This window comes from Sphingomonas sp., from assembly GCF_035317925.1.
GTDB lineage: Bacteria > Pseudomonadota > Alphaproteobacteria > Sphingomonadales > Sphingomonadaceae > Sphingomonas_I.
The window spans coordinates 1-20666 of the sequence record NZ_DATHFV010000045.1; the positions used below are offsets into that span (position 1 = coordinate 1).

Sequence of the window (20666 nt, forward strand, 5' to 3'; positions counted from 1 at the left end):
ACCACCGCCGTGGCCACCACCGCCACCACCACCGCCACGGCCGCGTCCACCACCGCCACCACCGGAATGCTGGCCGCCGCCAACGCCGCCGCTGAAGCCGCCGGTCTGGACCTCGGGCGCCACCTCCTGCTCGTAGCGGTCGATCTCTTCGGGGCCGATCTCATTGTCGTGATTGACGTCCAGTGCCTTGAAGAAGCGGCCCGCATCCGCGAAGAATTCGGCGCGTGTGATCTTGCCGTCGCGATTCTTGTCGGCGCCCGCGAACCATGCCTCGGCCGGCTCCTTCCCGTCGGGCATTCCGCGGAAGGGTTCGCCCATCGGACTGATGAAGGTGCGGGCCTCCGCCGCATGCGCGGCGAGCAGTCCGGAAACCATGACTGCCACGCATGAGCAGAGCGACGCGCCGAACTTCATAATCTCTCCGATCTGGCTGGTTTTCGAGGGGGCGTCTTTCGGGGTGCTGAATGAAGACGCTGATCGGCTAGCGGGGGTTGGGTCCGTTCTGTCCGGGCGGGTGCTTCGCGCCCGGCTTTTGCGGATCATGGTCCATGCGGGCGCCGCCGAGATGCGGCAATTCGTCGCGCGTCAGCACGCCGTCATGATTGGCGTCGAGCAGATCGAACCGTTCGTTCGCGGCGGCGACGAACTCCTTCGGGCTGACGCCGCGATTGAAATCCGTGTCGGCCGCAGCGACCGGCTCGGGCAGATCCAGGTAGGAGAAGCGCGAGGCGCCCTCCCCGGTGGCATCATAATGTTCGGGCGGCGAGGGGTCGCTTGAATCGCCCGAGGAAGAAACGCCTTCGCTGTCGAGGGCGGCGTTCCCGCCATGGCTCACGCCGCCGCCATGCCGGCGGGCATGGCCGTCGCCGTCACCGAAACCGCTGGAATTGACCTCGGGAGCGACGTCATCCTCATAATGCTGGATTTCCTCGGGCCCGATCTCGCCATTGTGGTTGACGTCGAGCGCCATGAAGAAGTGGCCCGCATCCGCCAGGAATTCGGCGCGCGTGATCTTGCCGTCATTATTTTTGTCGGCGCGCTCAAACCAGACCTCCTCGGGCGGCTTGTCGCCCGCTTGGGTGCGGAACGGCTCGCCCATCGGGCTGATAAAGGTCAGTGCCTGCGCCGAGCCGGCCAGCAGGAGTATGATTGCCGCTACGCCGAAGCGTGCGGTGCCTGTGGACAAGCGCGCGGTCATAACCCCTCCGTATCGACCGCCCTTCGGCCGAACACCCTGACGTCAGGATTAACGGAGCAAACCGGGCATAACCGTCGGTGCCGGAAAATTTTTTAGGGGACGGGGCTCAAAGCCTGATCGTGTGAGGAGGAAGCGCTACGCGCTTCCGCCGATGACGTGAATCAGGCTCTCGCAAATGTTGAGACTTTGATTCACGACCCAGGCCTAGCCTCGATCGATCAAGGTCTAGCCCGCGATGGTGGCGTCGTCGTAGCCCAGCACCTTGCTGGACGCGGCTTCGGCGCCCCTGGCGACCGCTTTGGCGCCCGAATAGATGAAGCCGTAGGTCGGATAGGCCTTCTGGCCGATATCGTGGATCGGGCCGTACCAGACCTTGACCGCGCTCCAGTCACCCTTGGCCGAGGCATCGACCACGGTTACGTCACGCTCGACCTGGCCGCGCGTGCCCCAATTGGCGTGGGTCACCTTGATGATGCGGTCGGATACGACCTGGGTGACGGTCGCGACATGGCCCGAACGCATCGAGCCGATCGCCTTGAACACCAGCACCGAGCCGAGCTTGGGGGCGGTGCCCTGCGAATATTTGCCGATCGCCTGATTCCACCAGCTGCCGGCGGCGCCGAACAATTGGATGCCGGAAAAGACGCGGGCGAAGGGGGCGCACTGCCAGAAAGTCTGAGCGTTGGCGGCCGAGGGCGCGGACAAAGCGGCAATGAAAAGTATGGAACAGAATGCTGCTTTGAAACGTCGTGTCATGTTCGGAAAGATCCCCCGACCTCGCTGTCACAATCGGGATAGGGCGCGTTTCTTAACGAAAAGAAGCGCGCTGCGGTGAAATGAGCCGAGTCCGCGTTCGCCTGCGCGGCCCCCTTGTGGATAACTCGGCTCGTCCCTTGGCCGGCTCATCTCGTCCGGTAAGATTCGGGCAGCCTATCGAATCGCCACCGCTACTTGCGCTCCTCGGACCCCGCCGCTATGTCGCCGCTCGCTCCCGGGCCGGAGGAGTGTAGCTCAGTTGGTAGAGCATCGGTCTCCAAAACCGAGGGCCGTGGGTTCGAGTCCCTCCACTCCTGCCATCGCAAGATGACGGGCACAGGCCGAAGGGCCGGGGGCGAAGGTTCGGGAAAGAGTTTGGCCCAGGGTGGCCTCCCCTGTAGGGGAGTGCCGCCGCTTGGGCTTGGTTTCGTTTGTGGCAGAGGAAGAACGTGGCAGAGGCAAGCAAGGGTGGCATCGGGGCATGGCTCCGCAACATCCCCACCTTCGTCCAGCAGGTGAAGACAGAGACCGGCAAGGTCGTCTGGCCGACCCGGCGCGAGACGGTCATGACCGCCATCATGGTGATCATCATGACGCTGGTACTCGGCATCTTCTTCTTCGGGGTCGATTGGGTGTTCAGCCGCATCGTCCGCGAATTGCTGTCGCTCGCCTCGTAAGGTCAGGAACAAGAACGAAAATGTCGCGCTGGTACATCATCCACGCTTATTCGGGCTTCGAGAATAAGGTCCGCGATCAGATCCTGGCCGACGCCGGGCGTCTGGGTCTCGATCAATTGGTCGAGGCGGTCGAAGTGCCGACCGAGAAGATCACCGAGGTTCGCCGCGGCAAGAAGGTCACCAGCGACCGGAAATTCTTCCCGGGCTATGTCCTGTTGAAGGCGTCGATGAACGACGACGTCTATCACCTCGTCAAGAACACCTCGAAGGTGACGGGCTTCCTGGGATCGAGCGGCCGTCCGCAGCCGATCAGCGATGCCGAGGCTTCGCGCATCCTCAGCACCAAGGAGGAAGCGGCGGTCGCGGCACCCAAGGCCAAGATGAAGGTCGATTACGACATCGGCGATTCGGTCAAGGTGCTGGAAGGTCCGTTCGCAAGCTTCAACGGCCTGGTCGAGGAGCTCGATTTCGATCGCAGCCGCGTCAAGGTTTCGGTGTCGATCTTCGGTCGCGCCACCCCGGTCGAGCTCGAATTCGAGCAGGTCGAACGGGTCAAGTAAGGTTTCCGGCTTTAGCCGGGAAAGTCCGCGGGAGGCGCTCTTCGGAACGCCGCATGCACCGCTAAGCCATAGGAGGTAATCATGGCGAAGAAGATTACGGGTTACATCAAACTGCAGGTGCCGGCCGGCAAGGCCAATCCGTCGCCGCCGATCGGCCCCGCGCTCGGTCAGCGCGGCGTCAACATCATGGAATTCTGCAAGGCGTTCAACGCGCAGACCGGTTCGGAAGAGCCGGGCACGCCGTTGCCGACGGTCATCACCGTATATGCAGATCGCAGCTTCTCGTTCGAGACCAAGACGCCGCCGGCGAGCTACCTTCTGAAGAAGGCGGTCAAGCTGCAGTCGGGTTCGAAGGAGCCGGGCAAGATTTCGGCGGGCACGATCAAGCGCTCGCAGCTGGCGGAGATCGCGACGGCCAAGATGAAGGACCTGAACGCGAACAGCCTCGAGGCCGCTACCAAGATCATCGAAGGCTCCGCTCGCGCGATGGGCCTGCAGGTTGTGGAGGGCTGATCCGATGGCATTGAGCAAGAAGCAGAAGGCGCTCTCGGTCGACACCGTGAAGCTCCACTCGATTGACGAGGCGATCGGCCTCGCCAAGACCAACGCCACCGCCAAGTTCGACGAGACGATCGAAGTCGCGTTGAACCTGGGCGTCGATCCGCGCCACGCCGACCAGATGGTCCGCGGCGTGGTGACTTTGCCCAAGGGCACCGGCAAGACGATCCGCGTCGGCGTGTTCGCCAAGGGCGCGAAGGCCGACGAGGCTCGCGAGGCGGGTGCCGACGTGGTCGGCGCCGAAGACCTGCTCGAAATCGTCCAGGGCGGCACGATCGACTTCGATCGCTGCATCGCGACCCCGGACATGATGGGCCTGGTCGGCCGTCTCGGTAAGGTGCTCGGCCCGAAGGGCATGATGCCGAACCCGAAGCTCGGCACGGTCACGATGGATGTCGCCGGCGCGGTCAAGGCCGCCAAGGGCGGTCAGATCGAATATCGCGTCGAAAAGGCCGGTATCATCCACAGCGGCATCGGCAAGGCGAGCTTCCCGGCGGCTGATCTGCGCGCGAATTTCGACGCGCTGGTCGACGCCATCATGAAGGCCAAGCCGACCGGCGCCAAGGGCAAGTACCTCAAGAAGGTCGCCGTGAGCTCTTCGATGGGTCCGGGGATCAAGGTCGACACCGCCGAGATTTCGGCGGCGTAAGCCTGCAAGACCTTACAAACGAGAAGGGCCGGGAGCGATCCCGGCCCTTTTTGTTTGGCGGTTGCGAATGCACGGCGGCGTTAAGCCACCGGCTAAGCCGCGCGAGAGGTCTCGCGAGCCACTTGCCGCTTGAGAAGGGCGAGCAATCGCCGTGCTTCGGAAACCATCTTGGCCTTGTCGAAGCAGGCGGCGGCGCCTCGCGTCATCGCCTCTTTGGAAATGGCATCCCCCGCTGTCGTCGATGACGAAATCACCACAACCGGCGCGTGGTAATGCTGGCTAAGCTCATCGAGGAAGGACATGCCATCCATTCCGGGCATGGCGAGATCGAGCGTGATGACGTTGGGCGCTTCGTCCTTGATAAGCTTGCGGGCCGTATCGACGTCGGAGGCCACGCCGACGACCCGGCAGTCGGGATCGGCGCCGAGCACCTGCTCGAGAATGCCGCGGATCGTTAGCGAGTCATCGACGATCAGAATTTCGTAGCGGGCCATGGTCAGGCTGCCTGCCGCATGCCCAGGGCATTCAGCAGAAGATCCCGCTCCGGCTTTGCGATGATGCCGAGAGCATCGTGCGCGGACATTGGCTGCCCATAGAGATATCCTTGGCCGCCGGTGCAGCCGAACTGCAGGAGCGCGTGAAGCTGGTCTGTCGTTTCGATACCTTCCGCGATCACGGGCAGCCCCAGGCCGCGGCCGATCGAAAGAATGGCGCGGATGATCTGCGCGCTATCCGAAGTCGCGATATCGCGCACGAAGCTGCGGTCGATCTTGATTCGCTCGAACCGCAACTCGCGCAGATGGCGGAGGCTGGCATAGCCGGTGCCGAAATCATCAAGCGCGACCACAAAACCGGCACGCTTGAAGGCGGCGATGGTTGTGCGCGCGGCGTCCATGTCGGCGATCAGGCTGCTCTCGGTAATCTCGATCACCAGGCGCTTGGGGTCGACCCCCGACCCGACCATTGCCGAACGAAGCTTGCCGGCGAGCTTCGGGTCGCGCAGCTGCTGCGGCGCGATGTTCAGCGCGAGCGTGAGAAGGGGCCGCCAGTCGGCCATATCGGCGCAGGCCTGGTGCAATATTCCAAAGGTGATGGCGTCGATCAGATCATGCTCTTCGGCGAGCGGTATGAAAACGTCCGGCTCGATCAGCCCGCGTTCCGGGTGCAGCCAGCGTGCCAGGCATTCGAAGCCGAGCAGCGCGCCGGTCGCCAGTTCCACCACGGGTTGATAATAAGGGATGATCTGGCCCGCTTCGATGGCGAGGCGAAGTTCGGCCACCAGCTTTGATTTCTTTTGTAGATCCGCTTCCATCGTCGGCCGGAACGCGCGGACCGGATTGCGTCGGTCCAGCTTTGCCTCACCGAGCGCGATGCTGGCGGTCTGCACCAGGCGATGGGCATCTAGACCGCAGCGAACGCATGTTGCCATGCCGATCGCCGCCCGAAGCTGGATCGTGTGTCGGCCCACCGTCAGCGGCGCAGCGACCACGTCGCTGATCAGACGCGCAAGACGGCGCGGCTCGCTTCCATCGGGTTCATGCTCGATCACCAGCGCGAATTCGTCACCGCTGAGCCTGGTGATAAAGGCCCGCGGGCCTGCGGTCTCCGCGATCCGCTGCGCGACCAAATGCAGAACCGTGTCGCCCCCGTTCCGCCCATGAACGTCGTTGATCGCGCGGAAGCTATCGAGGTTGACCAGCATCACGGACACCGCGCCACGCGCCGGCTCGCGCAGTTTCTGATCGAGCATCGGCATGAAGGAATCCGGAGTCATCAGCCCCGTCACCGCATCGACCCGAACGGGAACGCTCGCGGGGGCACCGTGGTCGCGAAGGGAAACGATGACGAAAGCGATGGCCGATACGGACGATGTCGCACCGATCGCGATCAGGAAGTTCAGGACGTGCGAGCCGAACGGCCCGTACGTCCTGATTTGAAGCCACGCTACAAACGCTACACACAAAGCCAACGCGGTTATGAGGTTCAGCCTGTTCAGGACCGGGTGCCAGCGAGCCCGCTGTTTGATTACCTGACCCGACATCTTCACCCCCCATTGTTGGTTTCGTTACGATGCGGGATTGTTAGTTCACGACCTGTGAGTTCCTAACTCCGGAATGTCCCTTAAGGTGGCGCATTAACTACGGATAACCTATTGAATAAGAAGATATATCTGGATTACCGCGACTAGGTATTTTCCCCCGGATGATCGGCCGTCACGCTTCCCTTATCTGTCACGTAGGAGCGTGGTGCAGCATGTCGGACAATAGGATCATACTTCTTGTCACCCGCGACGCGGGGCTGCGCAGCGCTATCGCCGCCACGCTCGGCATCGCGGGGATCGCGATCATTACCGTCGACAATTGTCACGGCGCGCGTGTCGGCGGTCACCTCGGGCGCGCCAGCATCCTTATCGTCGACGACGAACTGAGCTCACCGGATCGCAAGGCATGGATCGTGGATCTGCGGCAACGCTCGCAACGCGCCAGACTCATTCTTCTGACGAACGAGCCGACGGGCGATTGGGACGACGACGACATCGCGCTGGTTCCCAAGACTCGGGCGGCGCCGACCATCCTGGAATTGCTGCGTGGCTGGGTTATCACCGGATCTGACTAATCGGGCAGGACGCCCGCGCTAAAGGCGATGCGCAAAGCTTCGGAGAGGCTGCGCACGCCAAGCTTCGTCATCAGATTCGCGCGATAGATTTCGACGGTGCGCGGACTGATATCCAGCTCATAGGCGATCACCTTGTTCGCGCGCCCGGCGATCAAACCCATCAGGACATCGGTTTCGCGGGCCGACAGGCCGGCCAGTTTGGCGCGGGCCTGGTCCGCCCGCACTGCGTTGGCGCCGGTCTCCTCGAGCTTGGCGAATGCATTGGCGACGACGTCCAGCAGGGACAGATGATCATAGGGCTTTTCGATGAAATCGAGCGCGCCCGCCTTCATCGCCTCGACCGCCATGGTGATATTGCCCTGGCCGGTGACGATGATCGGTACAAATTTGGGCGCTTGGGCGCGCAACAGCCGCAGGACGTCCATGCCGGATGCGCCCGGCATGTGGACGTCGAGCAGAATAACACCGGGATCGAGTTCGGGTAGCGCCGCGATGAAGGCATCGCCCGAACGAAAGCCGCGCACGAGCAGGTTGGGCTGGAGCGCCAAAAGGCTTTGCAACGACGCCCGTACCGGATCGTCGTCGTCGACTATGAAGACCTGTCTGGTCATTCGCGGTTCTCCCCTCCCTGGTGAAAACGCATCAGCGTGAACGAGACGATCGCTCCTCCGCTGTCCTTGTTTGAGGCGTGCAATGTTCCGCCATGGCTCTCCACGATGCGCCGGCAGATCGACAGGCCGATGCCCATCCCCTCTTTCCCCTTGGTGGAAAGGAAGGGCGCATAAAGGTTCGACAATATCTCTTCGGGCAAACCGGGCCCGTCGTCGGAAACGGAGATTTCGATCAGCTCTTCGCTCAGCACGCGCGAGGACACGCGGATTTCACGAAGGTCGATCGGCACGGATCGAAGGGCCTCCGCCGAATTCCGCAGCAGGTTGACCAGCACTTGCTGGATCTGGATGCGGTCCGCGATCACATGCGTGGCGTCGGGCGACAGATCGTAGGTGAGGCGCACGTCATGCTGGTGGCTGCCGATCAGGCCGAGCGCGGCCGCTTCGCGCACCAGGGGCTGCAGCGGCTCTACCCCAAGTTCGGTATCCCCTTTGGTGATGAAGTCGCGAAGCCGGCGAATGATCTCGCCCGCGCGCTGTAACTGGCTGTTGCCGAGTCTGATCATCTCGGCAGCGCCTTCCCCGTTCTTCACCTCCGCCAGCATCAGTTCGGCGGTGCCCAGAAAGTTGGCACCTGCGGCGAGCGGCTGATTCAGTTCGTGCGCCAGCGCGGCCGCCATCTCTCCCATCGCGCTAAGCCGCGCGCTGTGGGCGTGCTCGGCGCGCAATTCCTCCAGGCGCAGCTCGGCCGCGACCCGATCGCTGATGTCGCGAATGAAACCCGTGAAGATGCGCTCGCCGCCGGTCCAGGCTTCCCCTACGTTGAGCTCGATCGGGAATTCGGCGCCATCGGCTCTGCGTGCGATCAGTTTGCGCGTATGGCCGATCACATGCCGTTGGCCGGTGGTCAGATATCGTGCCGAATATCCGTCATGCTCTGCTCCGGGTGCGGGCGGCATGAGCAAGGATACGTTCCGGCCGACGATTTCGCCGGCATCATAGCCGAATATGCGTTCGGCGGCGGCGCTGAAGCTGCGCACCAGGCCGTGTTCGTCGAAGATCACCATCGCGTCCGGCACGGTTTCCAGGATCGACCGAAGCTGCGATTCCCCTGCGCGTAGCGCGGCCTCGCGTTCGTCGCGACGCGTAACGTCGAGATTGACGCCGACCGATCGCGCCAGAGTGCCATCGGTGTTGTAGAAGAGGCGGGAGGAGCCCTCGATCGCGCGCACGATGCCGTTCGGCTGGCGAAAGCGATAGCGGAAGGAGAAATGCTCGGCGTGTTGCGCGACGGCGACCTCGATCGACGCCATCACCGCCGCGACATCGTCGGGCTCGACCAGGGCCTGCCACGACGTAAAGTCCGTGATCGTGCCGGGTTCGAGCCCGAGCCGCTGTTCGGCGCCAGGTGACCAGTTGAGTTTCCCCGATGGCACGTCCCAGTCGAAGATGCCCAGGCCATGGGCGTCCATCGCCAGCGAAAGCCGTTGCTGGCTTTCCAGCAGCGCTTCATGTTGTCTGGAAATGCGCTCGATGGACCAGGATACCAGACCAACTACGATGAGCAGGTGGAGCGCAGCGGCAATGATGTCTGCCGAGAGCGGCGTAACCAGGTTTGATTCCGCGATGCGGATCTCGAGCGGCAGCAGTATTGCGGGCATGATCAGGATGATCGGCAGCGCGAAACGCACCGGCCGCATCGCCAGTCCGCGGCTCGACCACAGCGCGCCGCGTCCGCGCTCCCCGAGATACGCTATCAGGCCTGCCGCTTGTGCGAGCGTCCCGATGGAGGTCGGCAAGGAGGCTACCAATGTTGTCGACTGACGCGTGACATCCGTCTCGGTCAACAAGTGCAAAGCTATGGATATTGCCGAGAGGCCGATCAGGAAGCTGGCGAGCAGGATGGCTATTCCGTCGCCACGCCTGTCGCGCCCCACCAACCATGCCGCAATCGCGATGATGAGGATTGAGACCGAGTTAATCGGCGCCAGCCGTCCGGGATGGGTCAGCGTGACGCTCAGGACCGAACGGTGGAACAGGACCGTGTCGATCCCGAAATCTGCTCCCGACGCGTATTCCGCGAGCTGCGCCAGCCCGATAGCGGCAGATAGCAGGAGCAACGAACCGCCAACCCGGGGCCGCCCCCGTCCGATAAGCAACAAGGCTGCCGCCAACGCCATGTGGGCGAACGAGGTCAGCGGCCATTGGGGGTGGCCGATGAGGCCGAAATTAGTCAGCCATGGCCGACCGATGACCCAGCCGCATAGGGCAAGTGCGGGAACGAAAAGCGCTAAACCAAAAAACCCATTGGCAAAGTGCGGGATTCGCCCGTCACCCACCCTGGTACGCTCACTGCTTTGCACTGAAGCCCATCCTTAGCCTGATCTTAGCAAGGATAAATCGATGATTCAACGGCTTGGATTTGGTATTTCAGCGTTATAACCATTTTGGATTAAGTAAAAATCAGAGCGTATTCCCCAAAATAGCGATAGCGACAACGTAATTTTTGATTTGTAGATCTGTATATTTTACTAAATATCATGGATTTTTATTAAGTAATTTCCCTAAGCTGACAAAGGAATTGGCCATCCATATTGCAATCCAATCCGGTGCGCTTCTCGCTCGCTCACCGGTGGATCGGGGTGCCTCCTGATTCCGCCTCTGCGGGGAGCCGGCGAATGCCTTCCAACGCTGGCTCCCCTTAAGCTCCAGCCTGTTGTCGGGCGGTCCAGCATCAGATCGGGATCGCGCGCGGGATCACTGGCATTGGGAAAGCGCCATCCCCATTTAGGAGCGACGAGGATCCGCTAGGCTCCTCACAGCGACCCGATTGGAGGACGACATATGAGCACCGAACGCGCCGTTCTTGCCGGAGGTTGTTTCTGGGGCGTGCAGGACCTGGTCCGCAAGCAGCCGGGCGTCCTTTCGACGCGCGTCGGCTATTCGGGCGGGGACGTGGCCAACGCCACCTACCGCAACCACGGCACCCATGCCGAGGCGATCGAGATCGTCTTCGATCCGGCGGTGACGAGCTTCCGTCGGCTGCTCGAATTCTTCTTCCAGATCCACGATCCGACCACGGCTAACCGCCAGGGCAACGATGTTGGCCTGAGCTATCGCTCCGCGATCTTCTACACGAGCCCCGAGCAGAAGGCGGTCGCGGAAGACACGATCGCCGACGTCGAGGCCTCGGGCCTGTGGCCGGGCAAGGTGGTGACCGAAGTGACGCCGGTCGGCGACTTCTGGGAAGCCGAGCCCGAGCATCAGGATTATCTGGAGCGGATCCCGAACGGCTATACCTGCCACTTCGTGCGACCCGGCTGGAAGCTTCCGCACCGCGCGGACTCTGCTGTAGCGTAAGGTGCGGCAGGGCTGGCGTGCCTCTGCGCGCCGGCCTTAACGGGAGGGGCGGTTGACGCGACTATTGGAGCTGGCCCGCCGCTGGGGCACCTGGCCGCTCGCCGCGATCGGCCTGACGGCGTGGTTCGTACTGCTCTATTTCATGGTCGGCGATCTGCTCTGATCGTCGGCCGAGAGTGCCTCTCTGAGATCGGGGCGCAGTCCCAGCAGGAAAGCGGCCTCCGCGATCACGAACAGTGGCCCGACAATCAGGCCGATCACGTCATCGAGAAAGGCCGGTTTGCGCCCCTCATAGATGTGACCGACAAACTGGATCGCCCAGCCGATCACGAACAGCGTGATTCCGGTGCCGAGCCAGATGTCGCGCGTCTGTGTCGCTACGACCGCACCGAACCATGCGCCGAGCGCCAGCAGCGCCGCCATCGTCAGCCCGAGCCGGAGGTCAAGCCGGAGATAGTAAAGCGCGACGATCGCCGACACGATCATGGCCGGCGTCGTGGGAATCGGCCCGATCGCGAAGGCCGGGTGCGACAGGAGGATTTCGACCGCCAGCACGATCAGCGGAATGCCGACGAAGTGGAGCGCGATGTTGCGCCGGTCGCGGTGATAGGCCGCATAGGTCGCGAGCTGATCCGTCAGCGTCTTCATGACGCGGACATCGGCCATATCGGCCGGGACAGTCAACGCATCTCGCGGGGCCATGCCGCAAATGGACCAATCTAAGATCCTAGATATATTTAATTTTTTACCAGTTTACGATAAATGACTCACCGATATAACGGATTGCATCTTAGCCGGCGGGGCCGGGGTGGGGTTGATGTCTAATACGGACGCTTTGAGTTTCGCGCCTGACGCGCTGGTCCGCGGTGGATCGGAAACGTCGTCGGATGGCAGCGTGAAGACGTCGCTGCCAGCGCAGCAAGCAGCGGATCATATCGCCGCCTATGCGTGGGGCGGCCATAGCGGCCAGCCGCTGACGATCACCTACGCCTATCGCGAAACCGGGCAGATCCCGGACGACACCGCCTCGGGCTTCAGCGTTTTTTCCTCCGCGCAGATCGCGGGCGCCGAAAAGTCGCTCGTCGCCTGGTCGGATGTCGCCAACATCCACTTCCAACGGGTCGACGATGGCACCGGCTATTCCGACAATGCCACGATCCTGCTCGGCAATTTCGCCAGCGGCCCGGCGGCAGGCGAGACTTATTTCCCGGGATCGCGCGCGGCGGTATCGGAAGACGGCGACGTCTGGATCAATGGCTCCTTGTCCTACGACCAGGCACCGACGATCGGAAATTATGGCGGACAGGTGCTGATTCACGAGATCGGCCACGCGCTCGGCCTGAACCATCCCAGCGATTACGACGCATCCGACGACACCGCGCCGACCTACAGCGCCAACGCCTCCTATTTCGAGGATAGCCGCCAATATTCGGTGATGAGCTATTTCGACGAAACGGAGACCGGCGGCAATTACGGCAGCAAATATTCGGCGGTGCCGCTGCTGGACGACATTAGCGCGATCCAGGAACTTTACGGCGCCAACCTGTCGGCCTTCACCGGCGACACGGTTTACGGCTTCAATTCGAATACGGGACGCGAATGGTTCAGCGTCGCCACGTCCAGCACCACGCCGGTCTTCGCGGTATGGGATGCGGGCGGCAACGATACGTTCGACTTTTCGGGCTACAGCCAGTCGCAGCTGATCGATCTGCGCGCGGGCGATTTCTCGAACGTGGGCGGTCTCCACGACAATGTCGCGATCGCCTATGGCGCGACGATCGAGAACGCGATCGGCGGCAGCGGCAGCGACGAGATCGTCGGCAATGCGGTCGCCAATCTGCTGACCGGCGGATCCGGCCAGGACACGATGTCGGGCGAGGGCGGCAATGACGCGCTCAACGGCGGCCTCGGCAACGATCAGCTCGATGGCGGCAGCGGCAGCGATACGCTCGACGGCGGCGACGGCAACGACAAGCTGCTGGGTTCACCCGGCGTCGGACCGGCCGGAAGCGGCGCCGAGAGCGATTATTATATGGGCGGCGCGGGCGCCGACACGATCACCGGCGGGACCGGCAACGATCATATTTACGGCAACGAGCTGACGAGCGTCGCGGGCACGACCGACGGCGCGGACAGCCTGTCGGGCGGCGACGGCAACGATTACCTTCAGGGCAATGCCGGGGCGGACCGTCTCGATGGCGGCAACGGCAATGATCGCATCTATGGCGGCGCCGATAACGACACGATCGAAGGCAGCGCCGGCAACGATTATCTCCAGGGAAACAAGGGTGCGGATTCGCTGTCGGGCAGTGCCGATCAGGACACGATCCACGGCGGCGCCGACAATGACACGCTGAGCGGCGGCGCCGGGCTCGACCAGTTGTTCGGCGATGCCGGCAATGACCGCTTCGTCTTCGCAGCCGGCGACGCGGCGTTCGCGACCAGCGGATCGGCCGCCTACGCGACCGATCATATCATGGATTTCGGCAACGGCGCCGACGTGATCGCGCTCGGCTTCCATGTCTTGGGCGTGCTGACCGGATCGGCGGCCTCGGTCGCGGATGCCTATGCCAGCGCGACCGCCTTGCTGTCCGGCCACGCGGCGGATGTCGCGGCGGTCGCGGTCGGGACGGAGACGATGCTGTTCTATCATGCCGACGGCAGCGCCGGCACGCCCGACTCCGCGATCGCGCTGGATGGGGTCAACAGCGCCACGATCGTCCTCGCCGACTTCGTCTGAGCCGGGCAATTAACAATCCCGCATAAGCGTCGTTGCCCGCGCAGGGTGTAGGATCGGCAATCCGATAGGGATTGCGCGTATGTCGAATACCGATCCTCTCAGCTTCGCCCCCGACGCGCTCGTGCGCGGCGGGCCCAGGATCGCGACCGACGGCGTCTCCAAAAACTCGATTTCGACCACGCAGGCGGCGGATCATATCGCCGGTCCGTCGTGGAACGATCAATATGGCCAGCCGCTGACGATCACCTACGCCTATCGCGCGACCGGGGTCGTGCCGGCGGACACCGGCGCGGCCAATTTTTCTCCCTTCACCGCGGCGCAGATGGTGGCCGGGGACCGGGCCTTCCTCGCCTGGTCGGACGTCGCCAGCATCCACTTCCAGCGCGTCGACGACGGCAATGGCTATTCCAACAACGCCACCATCCTGCTCGGCGATTACAATACCCTTCTCTATTCGGGCTTCACCTATCTGCCCGAGACCGGACCCGCAGCGCGCGCGCCGGACAATGTCGATGGCGATGTCTGGATCGACTATCTGCGCGGCTACAACGCCTTCCCGACGCTCGACAATCAGGGTGCGGAAATCCTGATCCATGAGATCGGCCACTCGATCGGCCTCAACCATCCCGGCGCCTACAATCGCTCGGACGCGCTCGCGCCGACCTATGACGCCAGCGCCGAATATTATGAGGATACGACCCAATATACGGTGATGAGCTATTTCGCGCCCGAGCAGACCGGCGCGAATCTGGACGGTCGGTTTTCGGCGATCCCGCTGCTCGACGACATCACCGCGATTCAGCGGATCTACGGCGCCAACATGACGGCGTTCACCGGCGACACCGTCTACGGCTTCAATTCCAACAGCGGGCGCGAATGGTTCAGCCTGTCCGCCGGTGCCAATGCGCCGATCTTCGCGGTGTGGGATGCGGGCGGGCATGACAGGTTCGATTTCTCGGGCTTCGGCCAGGCGCAACTAATCGATCTGCGCGCGGGCGACTTTTCCGACATCGGCGGGCTGCACGGCAATGTCGCGATCGCGTTCGGCGTGACGATCGAGGATGCGATCGGCGGCAGCGGCAGCGACATGATCATCGGCAACGCCGTCGCCAACGTGCTCAACGGCGGGGCTGGCCAGGATACGATGTCGGGCGAGGCGGGCGACGATGCGGTCCATGGCGGCAGCGGCAACGATCAGCTCGACGGCGGCAGCGGCAGCGACACGCTGGACGGCGGCGACGGCGACGACCGGCTGCTCGGCTCGCCCGGCATCGGCCCCGCCGGGAGCGCGCTCGAGAGCGATTATTATATGGGCGGGGCAGGGGCCGATACGGTGACGGGCGGTCCGGGCAACGATCATATCTATGGCAATGCCCTGACCACCGTCGCGGGCGCGACCGACGGCGCGGACAGCCTGTCGGGCGGCGACGGCAACGATTATGTCCAGGGCAATGCCGGGGCCGACCGGATCGACGGCGGCGCCGGCAATGACCGTGTCTATGGCGGCGCCGATGCCGACACGATCGATGGCGGCGCGGGCAACGACTATCTCCAGGGCAACAAGGGTGCGGATTCGCTCTCCGGCGGCGACGGCAACGATACGATCCGCGGCGGCGCTGACAATGACACGCTGACCGGCGGCGCCGGGCTCGATCAGATGTCGGGCGACGCCGGCAATGATCGCTTCGTCTTCGCAGGCAGTGACGCGGGCTTCGCCACCGACGGCGGCACCGCCTTCGCGACCGATCACATCGCCGATTTCGGCAATGGCGCGGACCTGATCCAACTGCCCTTCCATGTCGCGGCGGTGCTCGACAGTGCGGCGGCCTCGGCCGCGGCGGCGTTCGCCAATGCCTCGGCCCTGCTGGCCGGTACCGCCTCGGATGTCGTCGCGGTCGCGGTGGGTTCGGACACGATCCTTTTCTATCATGGCACCGGCGGGGCAGGGGCTCCGGACGCGGCGATCACGCTCGATGGGGTCAACGCCGCGACGATCACGACCGCCAGCTTTGTCTAGGGCTGGCCGGGGACTATAGACCGTCGCGCATGGCGCTCACCTCGATCCAGCTCATCGACTATGCCGGCATGGGCTTCCTCGCCGCCTCGGGCGCGATCGCGGCGGCCGAGCGGCGCGAGGACGCGGTCACCTTCATCTTCTTCGGCACCTTCACCGGCGTCGGCGGCGGCACGCTGCGCGACCTCCTGATCGGCGCCCCCGTCTTCTGGGTCGCCAAGCCCGATTATCTCGTCTTGTGCATCCTTGCCTCGCTAGCGGTCTGGATCTGGCCGATGCGCTGGACCAGCCACAAGGCTTTGCTGTGGCTCGATGCGGTCGGGCTTGCAGCCTATGCCACCGTCGGCACGAGCAAGGCCTATGGCTTCGGCCTGTCGCCGCCGGTTTGCGTCGCGATGGGCGTGATCACCGCCTGCTTCGGCGGCATCCTGCGCGACACGCTCGCGGGCCAGCCCTCGGTGCTGATGCAGCGGAACATCTACGTCACCGCGGCGATCGCGGCGGCCTCGGTCGATGCGTTGGGGCTGATGGCCGGGCTCGGCATCATGGGCGCGGCAGTGATCGGCGGCGCGGTCGGCTTCACCCTGCGCGCGGGAACCCTGCTTTGGGACTGGCGCCTGCCGCGGTTCAAGCCGGATTAGATTTAGAACCAGGCCCTAATGGCGTTCCCGCGCTCAGCCCAAAAGACGAACCACCGCCCGGCGGCGCGAACGATCCGCAATTGCTCTTCGAACGGGACAGGGTCCGGCTCGGGCTTGTCCTTCTTCCCAAGCAGGCGAGCGAATAGTCCTCGCTTCAGGGGCTCGGGTGTCGGCGCGTTCGGTGGGGGCGGCCCGCTGGCTTCGGCCGCATCCGCATCCGCGAGAAGCGCACGACCATAAAGCATCGCATCTTCCGGGAATTTATGGGTCCAGGCCTCCTGGATACGCTCGGGCGTTAGAACATCCGGACAGAGCTCCAGTGCCTTGCCCCTGAAGCTGGTCTCATCGACCCCTTCGTAAAGGTTGGCATGGGTATATTCCGGCAGCCCATCGCATTTGACGAGGGGTAGCGCATAGTGGCCATGAAATTGTTCGAGGACCTGCGCCACTTCAGCCGGTGTCTTGGCACCCCTCGTCGCAATGATCCAGGCATCGGCCCGCTTGTCATATCCGACGCGGGGCGCGCCGACCTGTTCGTAGGAGGGAATGCTGATCGCCTGATACAATTCTGTATCGGCGTCCGAAATTGTCTCGCCGCGAAAGACGCGCTCGACCATACGCCGCCATTCCGCTTCGTGTCCTGCCTTTGCGGCCCCCTCGGGGATAAGATCCAGGCCCATCGCACCCTCCCTGTCGTCGACAAACCTTATGAAATTCTGGATTCGCGATCCAGCAAAAGCCGATAGCGTCGGCGTCCAAGTTGACTTTTGTCCGATTCCCGCTAGGAGCGCGCCTTCCCCGCCTTCGGGCAGGGATTCCGTCCGAGACAGCAGGTGAGGGGGATTTGCCCCTCTTAATGTCCTGCCTAGACGGGGAAGAGATTTGCCGGCGGCATCGTGCGATGACGCTCCGGTCTGCCTGACGAGCCATCGGCTCGCCATAAGTCAGGCGTCCCATTCCCCTTCGGACTTTGCCGCTCGAGCATTCGCTCGCGCGGTTCGAATGCGTTCGGCGCATGTCGCGCCGGACGAATGGAGAATGGCAATGGATCGTGCTCAGAAGTCCGAGCAGGTTGCAGCGCTGAACCGCACGTTGAACGAGACGTCCGTCGTGGTCGTCACGCGCAACCTCGGCATGACCGTCGCTCAGTCGACGGCCCTGCGCGTGAAAATGCGGGACGCGGGCGCCAGCTACAAGGTGACCAAGAACAGCCTTGCCCGCATTGCCGCCGAAGGCACGCCGTATACGACCCTCCACGCTTTGCTGGTTGGTCCGACGGCGCTGTCGACCTCGGTGGACCCGGTCGCGGCCGCCAAGATCGTCGTCGAATTCGCGAAGACCAACGACAAGTTGGAAATCATCGGCGGCGCAATGGGCGAAACCGTGCTCGACGTGAATGGGGTGAAGGCGCTCGCAGCGCTTCCGAGCCTCGACGAACTGCGCGCCAAGATCGTGGGTCTGCTTGTTGCACCCGCGACCAAGGTGGCGTCGGTGCTCCAGGCACCGGCCGGTCAGCTCGCCCGCGTCATCGGGGCCTATGCGGCCAAAGAAGCAGCCTGATTTCAACCTGACTTATGGGGGCCGAGCGCCCCGAATGGAGAATTACCATGGCAGACCTGAACAAGCTCGTTGACGATTTGTCGGCGCTGACCGTCCTCGAGGCGGCCGAGCTCTCGAAGCTCCTCGAAGACAAGTGGGGCGTTTCCGCCGCTGCTGCCGTTGCGGTTGCCGCACCGGCTGGTGGCGCCGGTGCCGGCGCACCCGCCGCTGAAGAGAAGACCGAGTTCGACGTGATCCTCACCGGCGACGGTGGCAAGAAGATCAACGTCATCAAGGAAGTCCGCGCCATCACCGGCCTGGGCCTGACCGAGGCGAAGACCCTGGTCGAGTCCGCTCCGAAGGCGATCAAGGAAGGCGTCAACAAGGACGAGGCCGAGAAGGTCAAGAAGCAGCTTGAAGAAGCCGGCGCGACCGTCGAGCTCAAGTAAGCTTCAAGGATCCCGATCGTCATCGGCGGAAGCGCTTGCGCTTATGTCGATGGCGTGAATCGGGTCCTAAAAGGCGTCCTGGTCCTAGGACGACGAAAAGAAGGGGCGGCCCGGCAACGGGTCGCCCCTTTTCTTTTGTTCGTCACCCCGGACTGGTTCCGGGGTCCATTCTGATCGCCGCTACGTCCCGGTGGATGCCGGAACAAGTCCGGCATGACGAAGAAGAAGCGGGATTCCCGCGTTCGCGGGAATGACGATCAAATTTCCCGCTGCATGAACACGACATCCAGATAGCGCCCGAACTTGAACCCGGCTTTGTCGAGCTGCCCGCAATGCGTGAAGTCGGCGCGTTCGTGCAGGCGGATCGAGCCCAGATTCCCGGAATCGCCGATCACCGCGAACATGCGCTGGAAGCCGGCTTCGGCCGAGGCGGGCAGCAGGGCATCCAGCAGCGCCCGCCCAACCCCCGCACCGATATGATCGGGATGCACGTAGATCGAATTCTCGCAGGCGAAGCGATAGGCGGCACGATCGCGGAATTGCGCGGCATAAGCATAGCCGGCCACCGCGCTGTCGGCTTCCGCCACCAGCCATGGCCAGCCGTGCGCCTGCACTTTCTCAAGCCGCCCGGCCATGTCCCCGACCGAAGGCGGCTCTTCCTCGAACGTGCCGGTGCCGTGCAGGACATGATGGCGATAGATCGCGGCGATCGCATCCGCGTCGTCGGGACGGGCCTTGCGGATGCGCAACGAAATTTGTCGTGTCATTGTCGTGTCATCAAACCTTATCGGGCCATTTACTACTCGCCCCTAGCGCAGCCCCATCCCTAGCCCGGTTCGAAAGCCTTTGCCCCAAGTGATCCCGCCCAGTGCCGGCCCCGCCGATCTCGCATCCTATTGCGAGGACGGCGGCGCGCAAGTCGCGGCGAGCGCGCCGTTGCGGGCGGCGGTCGAGGCTTTCCGTTGCAGCCCGAAATTGCGGCTGCTGCCGGTGGTCGATGGCGCCGGCCGGCCGATCGGCGCGGTGTTCGAACAGGACGTGCGCGAGATACTCTACAATCCGTATGGGCACGCCTTGCTCGACAATCCCGCCTTCAACCGCGCGGTCGAGACGCATTGCCGGCCGTGCCCGATCGCCGATCTGGGCACGCCCTTGCCCGATCTGCTCGACGCCTATGCGCGGGCCGACGGCAGCGAAGGCATGATCCTGACCTCGGGCGGCCGCCTGTTCGGGACGATCACCAACCGCACCCTGATCCGGCTCGCCGCCGAACGCGAGGCGGAGATCGCGCGCGTGCGCATGGCCCGGCTCGAGCAGATGGCGTCGGCGAGCGACCGTTTCGTGCAGGATATCAGCGCGCTCGCCGATGCGCTGGGGCGCGTCACGACCGGCGTCGAATCCGCCGCCGCCGCGACCGCCAGCCGCACCGGCAACTACAGCGCGCGTGCCGCCGCGGTCGCGGCGGCGGCGGCGCAGACGGCGGAGGGGATGACCGATCTCGCCGGCCAGGGCAGCGCGCTCGCCGGCACGATCGATCGCGTGCGCGGCCATACCATCCTCGCGCGCGAAGCGGCGGGGGAGGCGGTGAGGTTAAGCGCGGCCGCCAGCGCGCGCGGCCGCATGCTGGGCGAGGCCGCCAGCGCGATCGAGGCGACTTTGCGTATCGTTCAGACGATTGCCGGTCAGTCGCAATTGCTCGCAATCAACGCCGCGATCGAGGCGGCGCGGCTCGGCGACGATGGCGGCGGTTTCGCGGTCGTGGCGCGCGAGCTGCGGCAATTCGCGGCCCGGACCCGCGACGCGGTGATCGAGATCGGGGATCGGATTGGCGAGGTCCGCACCGTCTCGGCCGACGTGATCGAGGGGCAAAGCGCGATCGACGGCGTCGTCCATCGCATCGAGGACATGACCCGCTCGGTCGACGAGGCGGTCGGGGTGCAGGCGGTGACGGCGCGGCTGCTCGCCGACAATGTCGCGCAGGCGCTCGGCGCCAGCAGCGATATCAACGACAATGTGCTCGAGATCAGCCGCATGGTTGCCGATGCGGCGCAGGGCACGGTCGGCATGCGGACGATGGCCGACGATCTCGCGCACGAGACCGCGCGCCTGCGCGGCCGCGTCAGTGCGTTCGTGGAGGAATTGCGCGCGGCGGGATGATCGTGCGGCGAGGCGCGATGGCGCCGGGCAGATGGCAAACGGAAAATTAACCCTAGTATCGCAGAGTCCCGCGGAAGACTTAAGACCGCAACGGGACCTATCGTGCAGAATGTCGCCACTCTCCTAACCGCCGATGATGCG

The 20666-nt window shown here is 63.8% G+C and carries 21 protein-coding genes, 1 tRNA gene and 1 pseudogene; 13 read left to right on the forward strand and 10 right to left on the reverse strand.

Annotated features, from left to right (window positions below; all coding sequences use genetic code 11):
- The 3 genes and pseudogenes from VK533_RS03580 to VK533_RS03590 form a co-directional block, all read right to left on the reverse strand.
- Window positions 1-414 (reverse strand): annotated as a pseudogene (locus VK533_RS03580) (hypothetical protein); the annotation flags it as partial.
- A 67-nt stretch (window positions 415-481) separates the two neighbouring features.
- On the reverse strand, window positions 482-1198 hold the full coding sequence (locus tag VK533_RS03585; RefSeq protein ID WP_324375089.1) for an EF-hand domain-containing protein: 717 nt from the start codon (window positions 1196-1198) through the stop codon (window positions 482-484).
- Window positions 1199-1423: 225 nt separating this feature from the next.
- Window positions 1424-1903: a CHAP domain-containing protein gene (locus VK533_RS03590; RefSeq protein ID WP_324375091.1), complete on the reverse strand. Its 480-nt coding sequence runs from the start codon at window positions 1901-1903 to the stop codon at window positions 1424-1426.
- Window positions 1904-2198: 295 nt separating this feature from the next.
- On the opposite strand from VK533_RS03590, the gene VK533_RS03595 reads away from it, so the two are divergent.
- From VK533_RS03595 to rplA, 5 genes are all read left to right on the forward strand, one after another.
- Window positions 2199-2274 (forward strand) — tRNA-Trp (locus VK533_RS03595).
- A gap of 129 nt (window positions 2275-2403) precedes the next feature.
- Window positions 2404-2631, forward strand: coding sequence for a preprotein translocase subunit SecE (gene secE, locus VK533_RS03600; protein WP_324375093.1), 228 nt, complete (start codon window positions 2404-2406; stop codon window positions 2629-2631).
- A gap of 20 nt (window positions 2632-2651) precedes the next feature.
- A complete protein-coding gene (gene nusG, locus VK533_RS03605) occupies window positions 2652-3191 on the forward strand; it encodes a transcription termination/antitermination protein NusG (protein WP_324375095.1) in 540 nt (179 codons plus the stop codon).
- Window positions 3192-3272: 81 nt separating this feature from the next.
- On the forward strand, window positions 3273-3704 hold the full coding sequence (rplK, locus tag VK533_RS03610; RefSeq protein WP_324375097.1) for a 50S ribosomal protein L11: 432 nt from the start codon (window positions 3273-3275) through the stop codon (window positions 3702-3704).
- Window positions 3705-3708: 4 nt separating this feature from the next.
- Window positions 3709-4398 carry a 50S ribosomal protein L1 gene (rplA, locus tag VK533_RS03615; protein WP_324375099.1) on the forward strand — a complete coding sequence of 230 codons (690 nt, stop codon included), beginning with the start codon at window positions 3709-3711 and terminating at the stop codon, window positions 4396-4398.
- A 92-nt stretch (window positions 4399-4490) separates the two neighbouring features.
- Here the strand turns inward: rplA and VK533_RS03620 are convergent, their stop codons facing one another.
- Both VK533_RS03620 and VK533_RS03625 read right to left on the reverse strand, forming a co-directional pair.
- Entirely contained in the window at window positions 4491-4892 is a 402-nt protein-coding gene (locus VK533_RS03620) for a response regulator (RefSeq protein ID WP_324375101.1), read from the reverse strand.
- Window positions 4893-4894: 2 nt separating this feature from the next.
- The gene (locus VK533_RS03625; RefSeq protein WP_324375103.1) at window positions 4895-6439 is read right to left on the reverse strand and encodes a bifunctional diguanylate cyclase/phosphodiesterase; all 1545 of its coding nucleotides are present in this window, start codon (window positions 6437-6439) and stop codon (window positions 4895-4897) included.
- Between the two features lie 212 nt (window positions 6440-6651).
- On the opposite strand from VK533_RS03625, the gene VK533_RS03630 reads away from it, so the two are divergent.
- Complete coding sequence (locus VK533_RS03630; RefSeq protein ID WP_324375105.1) at window positions 6652-7014, forward strand: hypothetical protein; 363 nt, start codon at window positions 6652-6654, stop codon at window positions 7012-7014.
- Here the strand turns inward: VK533_RS03630 and VK533_RS03635 are convergent.
- Together VK533_RS03635 and VK533_RS03640 are read right to left on the reverse strand one after the other, a co-directional pair.
- A complete protein-coding gene (locus VK533_RS03635) occupies window positions 7011-7625 on the reverse strand; it encodes a response regulator transcription factor (protein WP_324375107.1) in 615 nt (204 codons plus the stop codon). The genes VK533_RS03630 and VK533_RS03635 overlap by 4 nt on opposite strands.
- Entirely contained in the window at window positions 7622-9988 is a 2367-nt protein-coding gene (locus VK533_RS03640; RefSeq protein ID WP_324375109.1) for a PAS domain S-box protein, read from the reverse strand. The genes VK533_RS03635 and VK533_RS03640 overlap by 4 nt, the downstream gene beginning before the upstream one ends.
- Before the next feature lie 481 nt (window positions 9989-10469).
- On the opposite strand from VK533_RS03640, the gene msrA reads away from it, so the two are divergent.
- On the forward strand, window positions 10470-10985 hold the full coding sequence (msrA, locus tag VK533_RS03645) for a peptide-methionine (S)-S-oxide reductase MsrA (protein ID WP_324375111.1): 516 nt from the start codon (window positions 10470-10472) through the stop codon (window positions 10983-10985).
- Between the two features lie 135 nt (window positions 10986-11120).
- Here the strand turns inward: msrA and VK533_RS03650 are convergent, their stop codons facing one another.
- Window positions 11121-11633 (reverse strand): DUF962 domain-containing protein, encoded by a 513-nt coding sequence (locus VK533_RS03650; RefSeq protein ID WP_324375114.1) that lies wholly within the window; start codon window positions 11631-11633, stop codon window positions 11121-11123.
- A 169-nt stretch (window positions 11634-11802) separates the two neighbouring features.
- Between VK533_RS03650 and VK533_RS03655 the strand changes: the two genes are divergently transcribed.
- The 3 genes from VK533_RS03655 (at window position 11803) to VK533_RS03665 (ending at window position 16380) form a co-directional block, all read left to right on the forward strand.
- Window positions 11803-13725, forward strand: coding sequence for a M10 family metallopeptidase C-terminal domain-containing protein (locus VK533_RS03655; protein ID WP_324375116.1), 1923 nt, complete (start codon window positions 11803-11805; stop codon window positions 13723-13725).
- Window positions 13726-13804: 79 nt separating this feature from the next.
- Window positions 13805-15742 (forward strand): M10 family metallopeptidase C-terminal domain-containing protein, encoded by a 1938-nt coding sequence (locus VK533_RS03660; protein ID WP_324375117.1) that lies wholly within the window; start codon window positions 13805-13807, stop codon window positions 15740-15742.
- A 29-nt stretch (window positions 15743-15771) separates the two neighbouring features.
- Window positions 15772-16380 (forward strand): trimeric intracellular cation channel family protein, encoded by a 609-nt coding sequence (locus VK533_RS03665; RefSeq protein WP_324375119.1) that lies wholly within the window; start codon window positions 15772-15774, stop codon window positions 16378-16380.
- A 2-nt stretch (window positions 16381-16382) separates the two neighbouring features.
- Here VK533_RS03665 and VK533_RS03670 read toward each other — a convergent pair whose 3' ends face one another.
- On the reverse strand, window positions 16383-17060 hold the full coding sequence (locus VK533_RS03670; RefSeq protein WP_324375121.1) for a hypothetical protein: 678 nt from the start codon (window positions 17058-17060) through the stop codon (window positions 16383-16385).
- 364 nt (window positions 17061-17424) lie between these two features.
- Here VK533_RS03670 and rplJ point away from each other — a divergent pair, with 364 nt between their 5' ends.
- Window positions 17425-17940 (forward strand): 50S ribosomal protein L10, encoded by a 516-nt coding sequence (rplJ, locus tag VK533_RS03675; protein ID WP_324375129.1) that lies wholly within the window; start codon window positions 17425-17427, stop codon window positions 17938-17940.
- Between the two features lie 47 nt (window positions 17941-17987).
- Window positions 17988-18368, forward strand: a complete 381-nt coding sequence (gene rplL / locus VK533_RS03680; RefSeq protein WP_324375122.1) for a 50S ribosomal protein L7/L12 — start codon at window positions 17988-17990, stop codon at window positions 18366-18368.
- A 257-nt stretch (window positions 18369-18625) separates the two neighbouring features.
- Here rplL and VK533_RS03685 read toward each other — a convergent pair whose 3' ends face one another.
- Window positions 18626-19135: a GNAT family N-acetyltransferase gene (locus VK533_RS03685; RefSeq protein ID WP_324375123.1), complete on the reverse strand. Its 510-nt coding sequence runs from the start codon at window positions 19133-19135 to the stop codon at window positions 18626-18628.
- A gap of 88 nt (window positions 19136-19223) precedes the next feature.
- On the opposite strand from VK533_RS03685, the gene VK533_RS03690 reads away from it, so the two are divergent.
- On the forward strand, window positions 19224-20525 hold the full coding sequence (locus VK533_RS03690) for a methyl-accepting chemotaxis protein (protein ID WP_324375124.1): 1302 nt from the start codon (window positions 19224-19226) through the stop codon (window positions 20523-20525).
- Window positions 20526-20666: the final 141 nt, after the last annotated feature.

Bases quoted from the DNA above. Each gene is read 5' to 3' on its own strand.
- VK533_RS03685 (WP_324375123.1), bottom strand. From the start codon at position 19,135: ATGACACGACAAATTTCGTTGCGCATCCGCAAGGCCCGTCCCGACGAC.
- VK533_RS03625 (WP_324375103.1), bottom strand. From the start codon at position 6,439: ATGTCGGGTCAGGTAATCAAACAGCGGGCTCGCTGGCACCCGGTCCTG.
- rplK (WP_324375097.1), top strand. From the start codon at position 3,273: ATGGCGAAGAAGATTACGGGTTACATCAAACTGCAGGTGCCGGCCGGC.
- rplA (WP_324375099.1), top strand. From the start codon at position 3,709: ATGGCATTGAGCAAGAAGCAGAAGGCGCTCTCGGTCGACACCGTGAAG.
- msrA (WP_324375111.1), top strand. From the start codon at position 10,470: ATGAGCACCGAACGCGCCGTTCTTGCCGGAGGTTGTTTCTGGGGCGTG.
- rplL (WP_324375122.1), top strand. From the start codon at position 17,988: ATGGCAGACCTGAACAAGCTCGTTGACGATTTGTCGGCGCTGACCGTC.
- VK533_RS03630 (WP_324375105.1), top strand. From the start codon at position 6,652: ATGTCGGACAATAGGATCATACTTCTTGTCACCCGCGACGCGGGGCTG.
- VK533_RS03660 (WP_324375117.1), top strand. From the start codon at position 13,805: ATGTCGAATACCGATCCTCTCAGCTTCGCCCCCGACGCGCTCGTGCGC.
- rplJ (WP_324375129.1), top strand. From the start codon at position 17,425: ATGGATCGTGCTCAGAAGTCCGAGCAGGTTGCAGCGCTGAACCGCACG.
- VK533_RS03670 (WP_324375121.1), bottom strand. From the start codon at position 17,060: ATGGGCCTGGATCTTATCCCCGAGGGGGCCGCAAAGGCAGGACACGAA.
- VK533_RS03635 (WP_324375107.1), bottom strand. From the start codon at position 7,625: ATGACCAGACAGGTCTTCATAGTCGACGACGACGATCCGGTACGGGCG.
- nusG (WP_324375095.1), top strand. From the start codon at position 2,652: ATGTCGCGCTGGTACATCATCCACGCTTATTCGGGCTTCGAGAATAAG.
- VK533_RS03620 (WP_324375101.1), bottom strand. From the start codon at position 4,892: ATGGCCCGCTACGAAATTCTGATCGTCGATGACTCGCTAACGATCCGC.
- VK533_RS03665 (WP_324375119.1), top strand. From the start codon at position 15,772: ATGGCGCTCACCTCGATCCAGCTCATCGACTATGCCGGCATGGGCTTC.
- VK533_RS03650 (WP_324375114.1), bottom strand. From the start codon at position 11,633: ATGAAGACGCTGACGGATCAGCTCGCGACCTATGCGGCCTATCACCGC.
- VK533_RS03585 (WP_324375089.1), bottom strand. From the start codon at position 1,198: ATGACCGCGCGCTTGTCCACAGGCACCGCACGCTTCGGCGTAGCGGCA.
- VK533_RS03655 (WP_324375116.1), top strand. From the start codon at position 11,803: ATGTCTAATACGGACGCTTTGAGTTTCGCGCCTGACGCGCTGGTCCGC.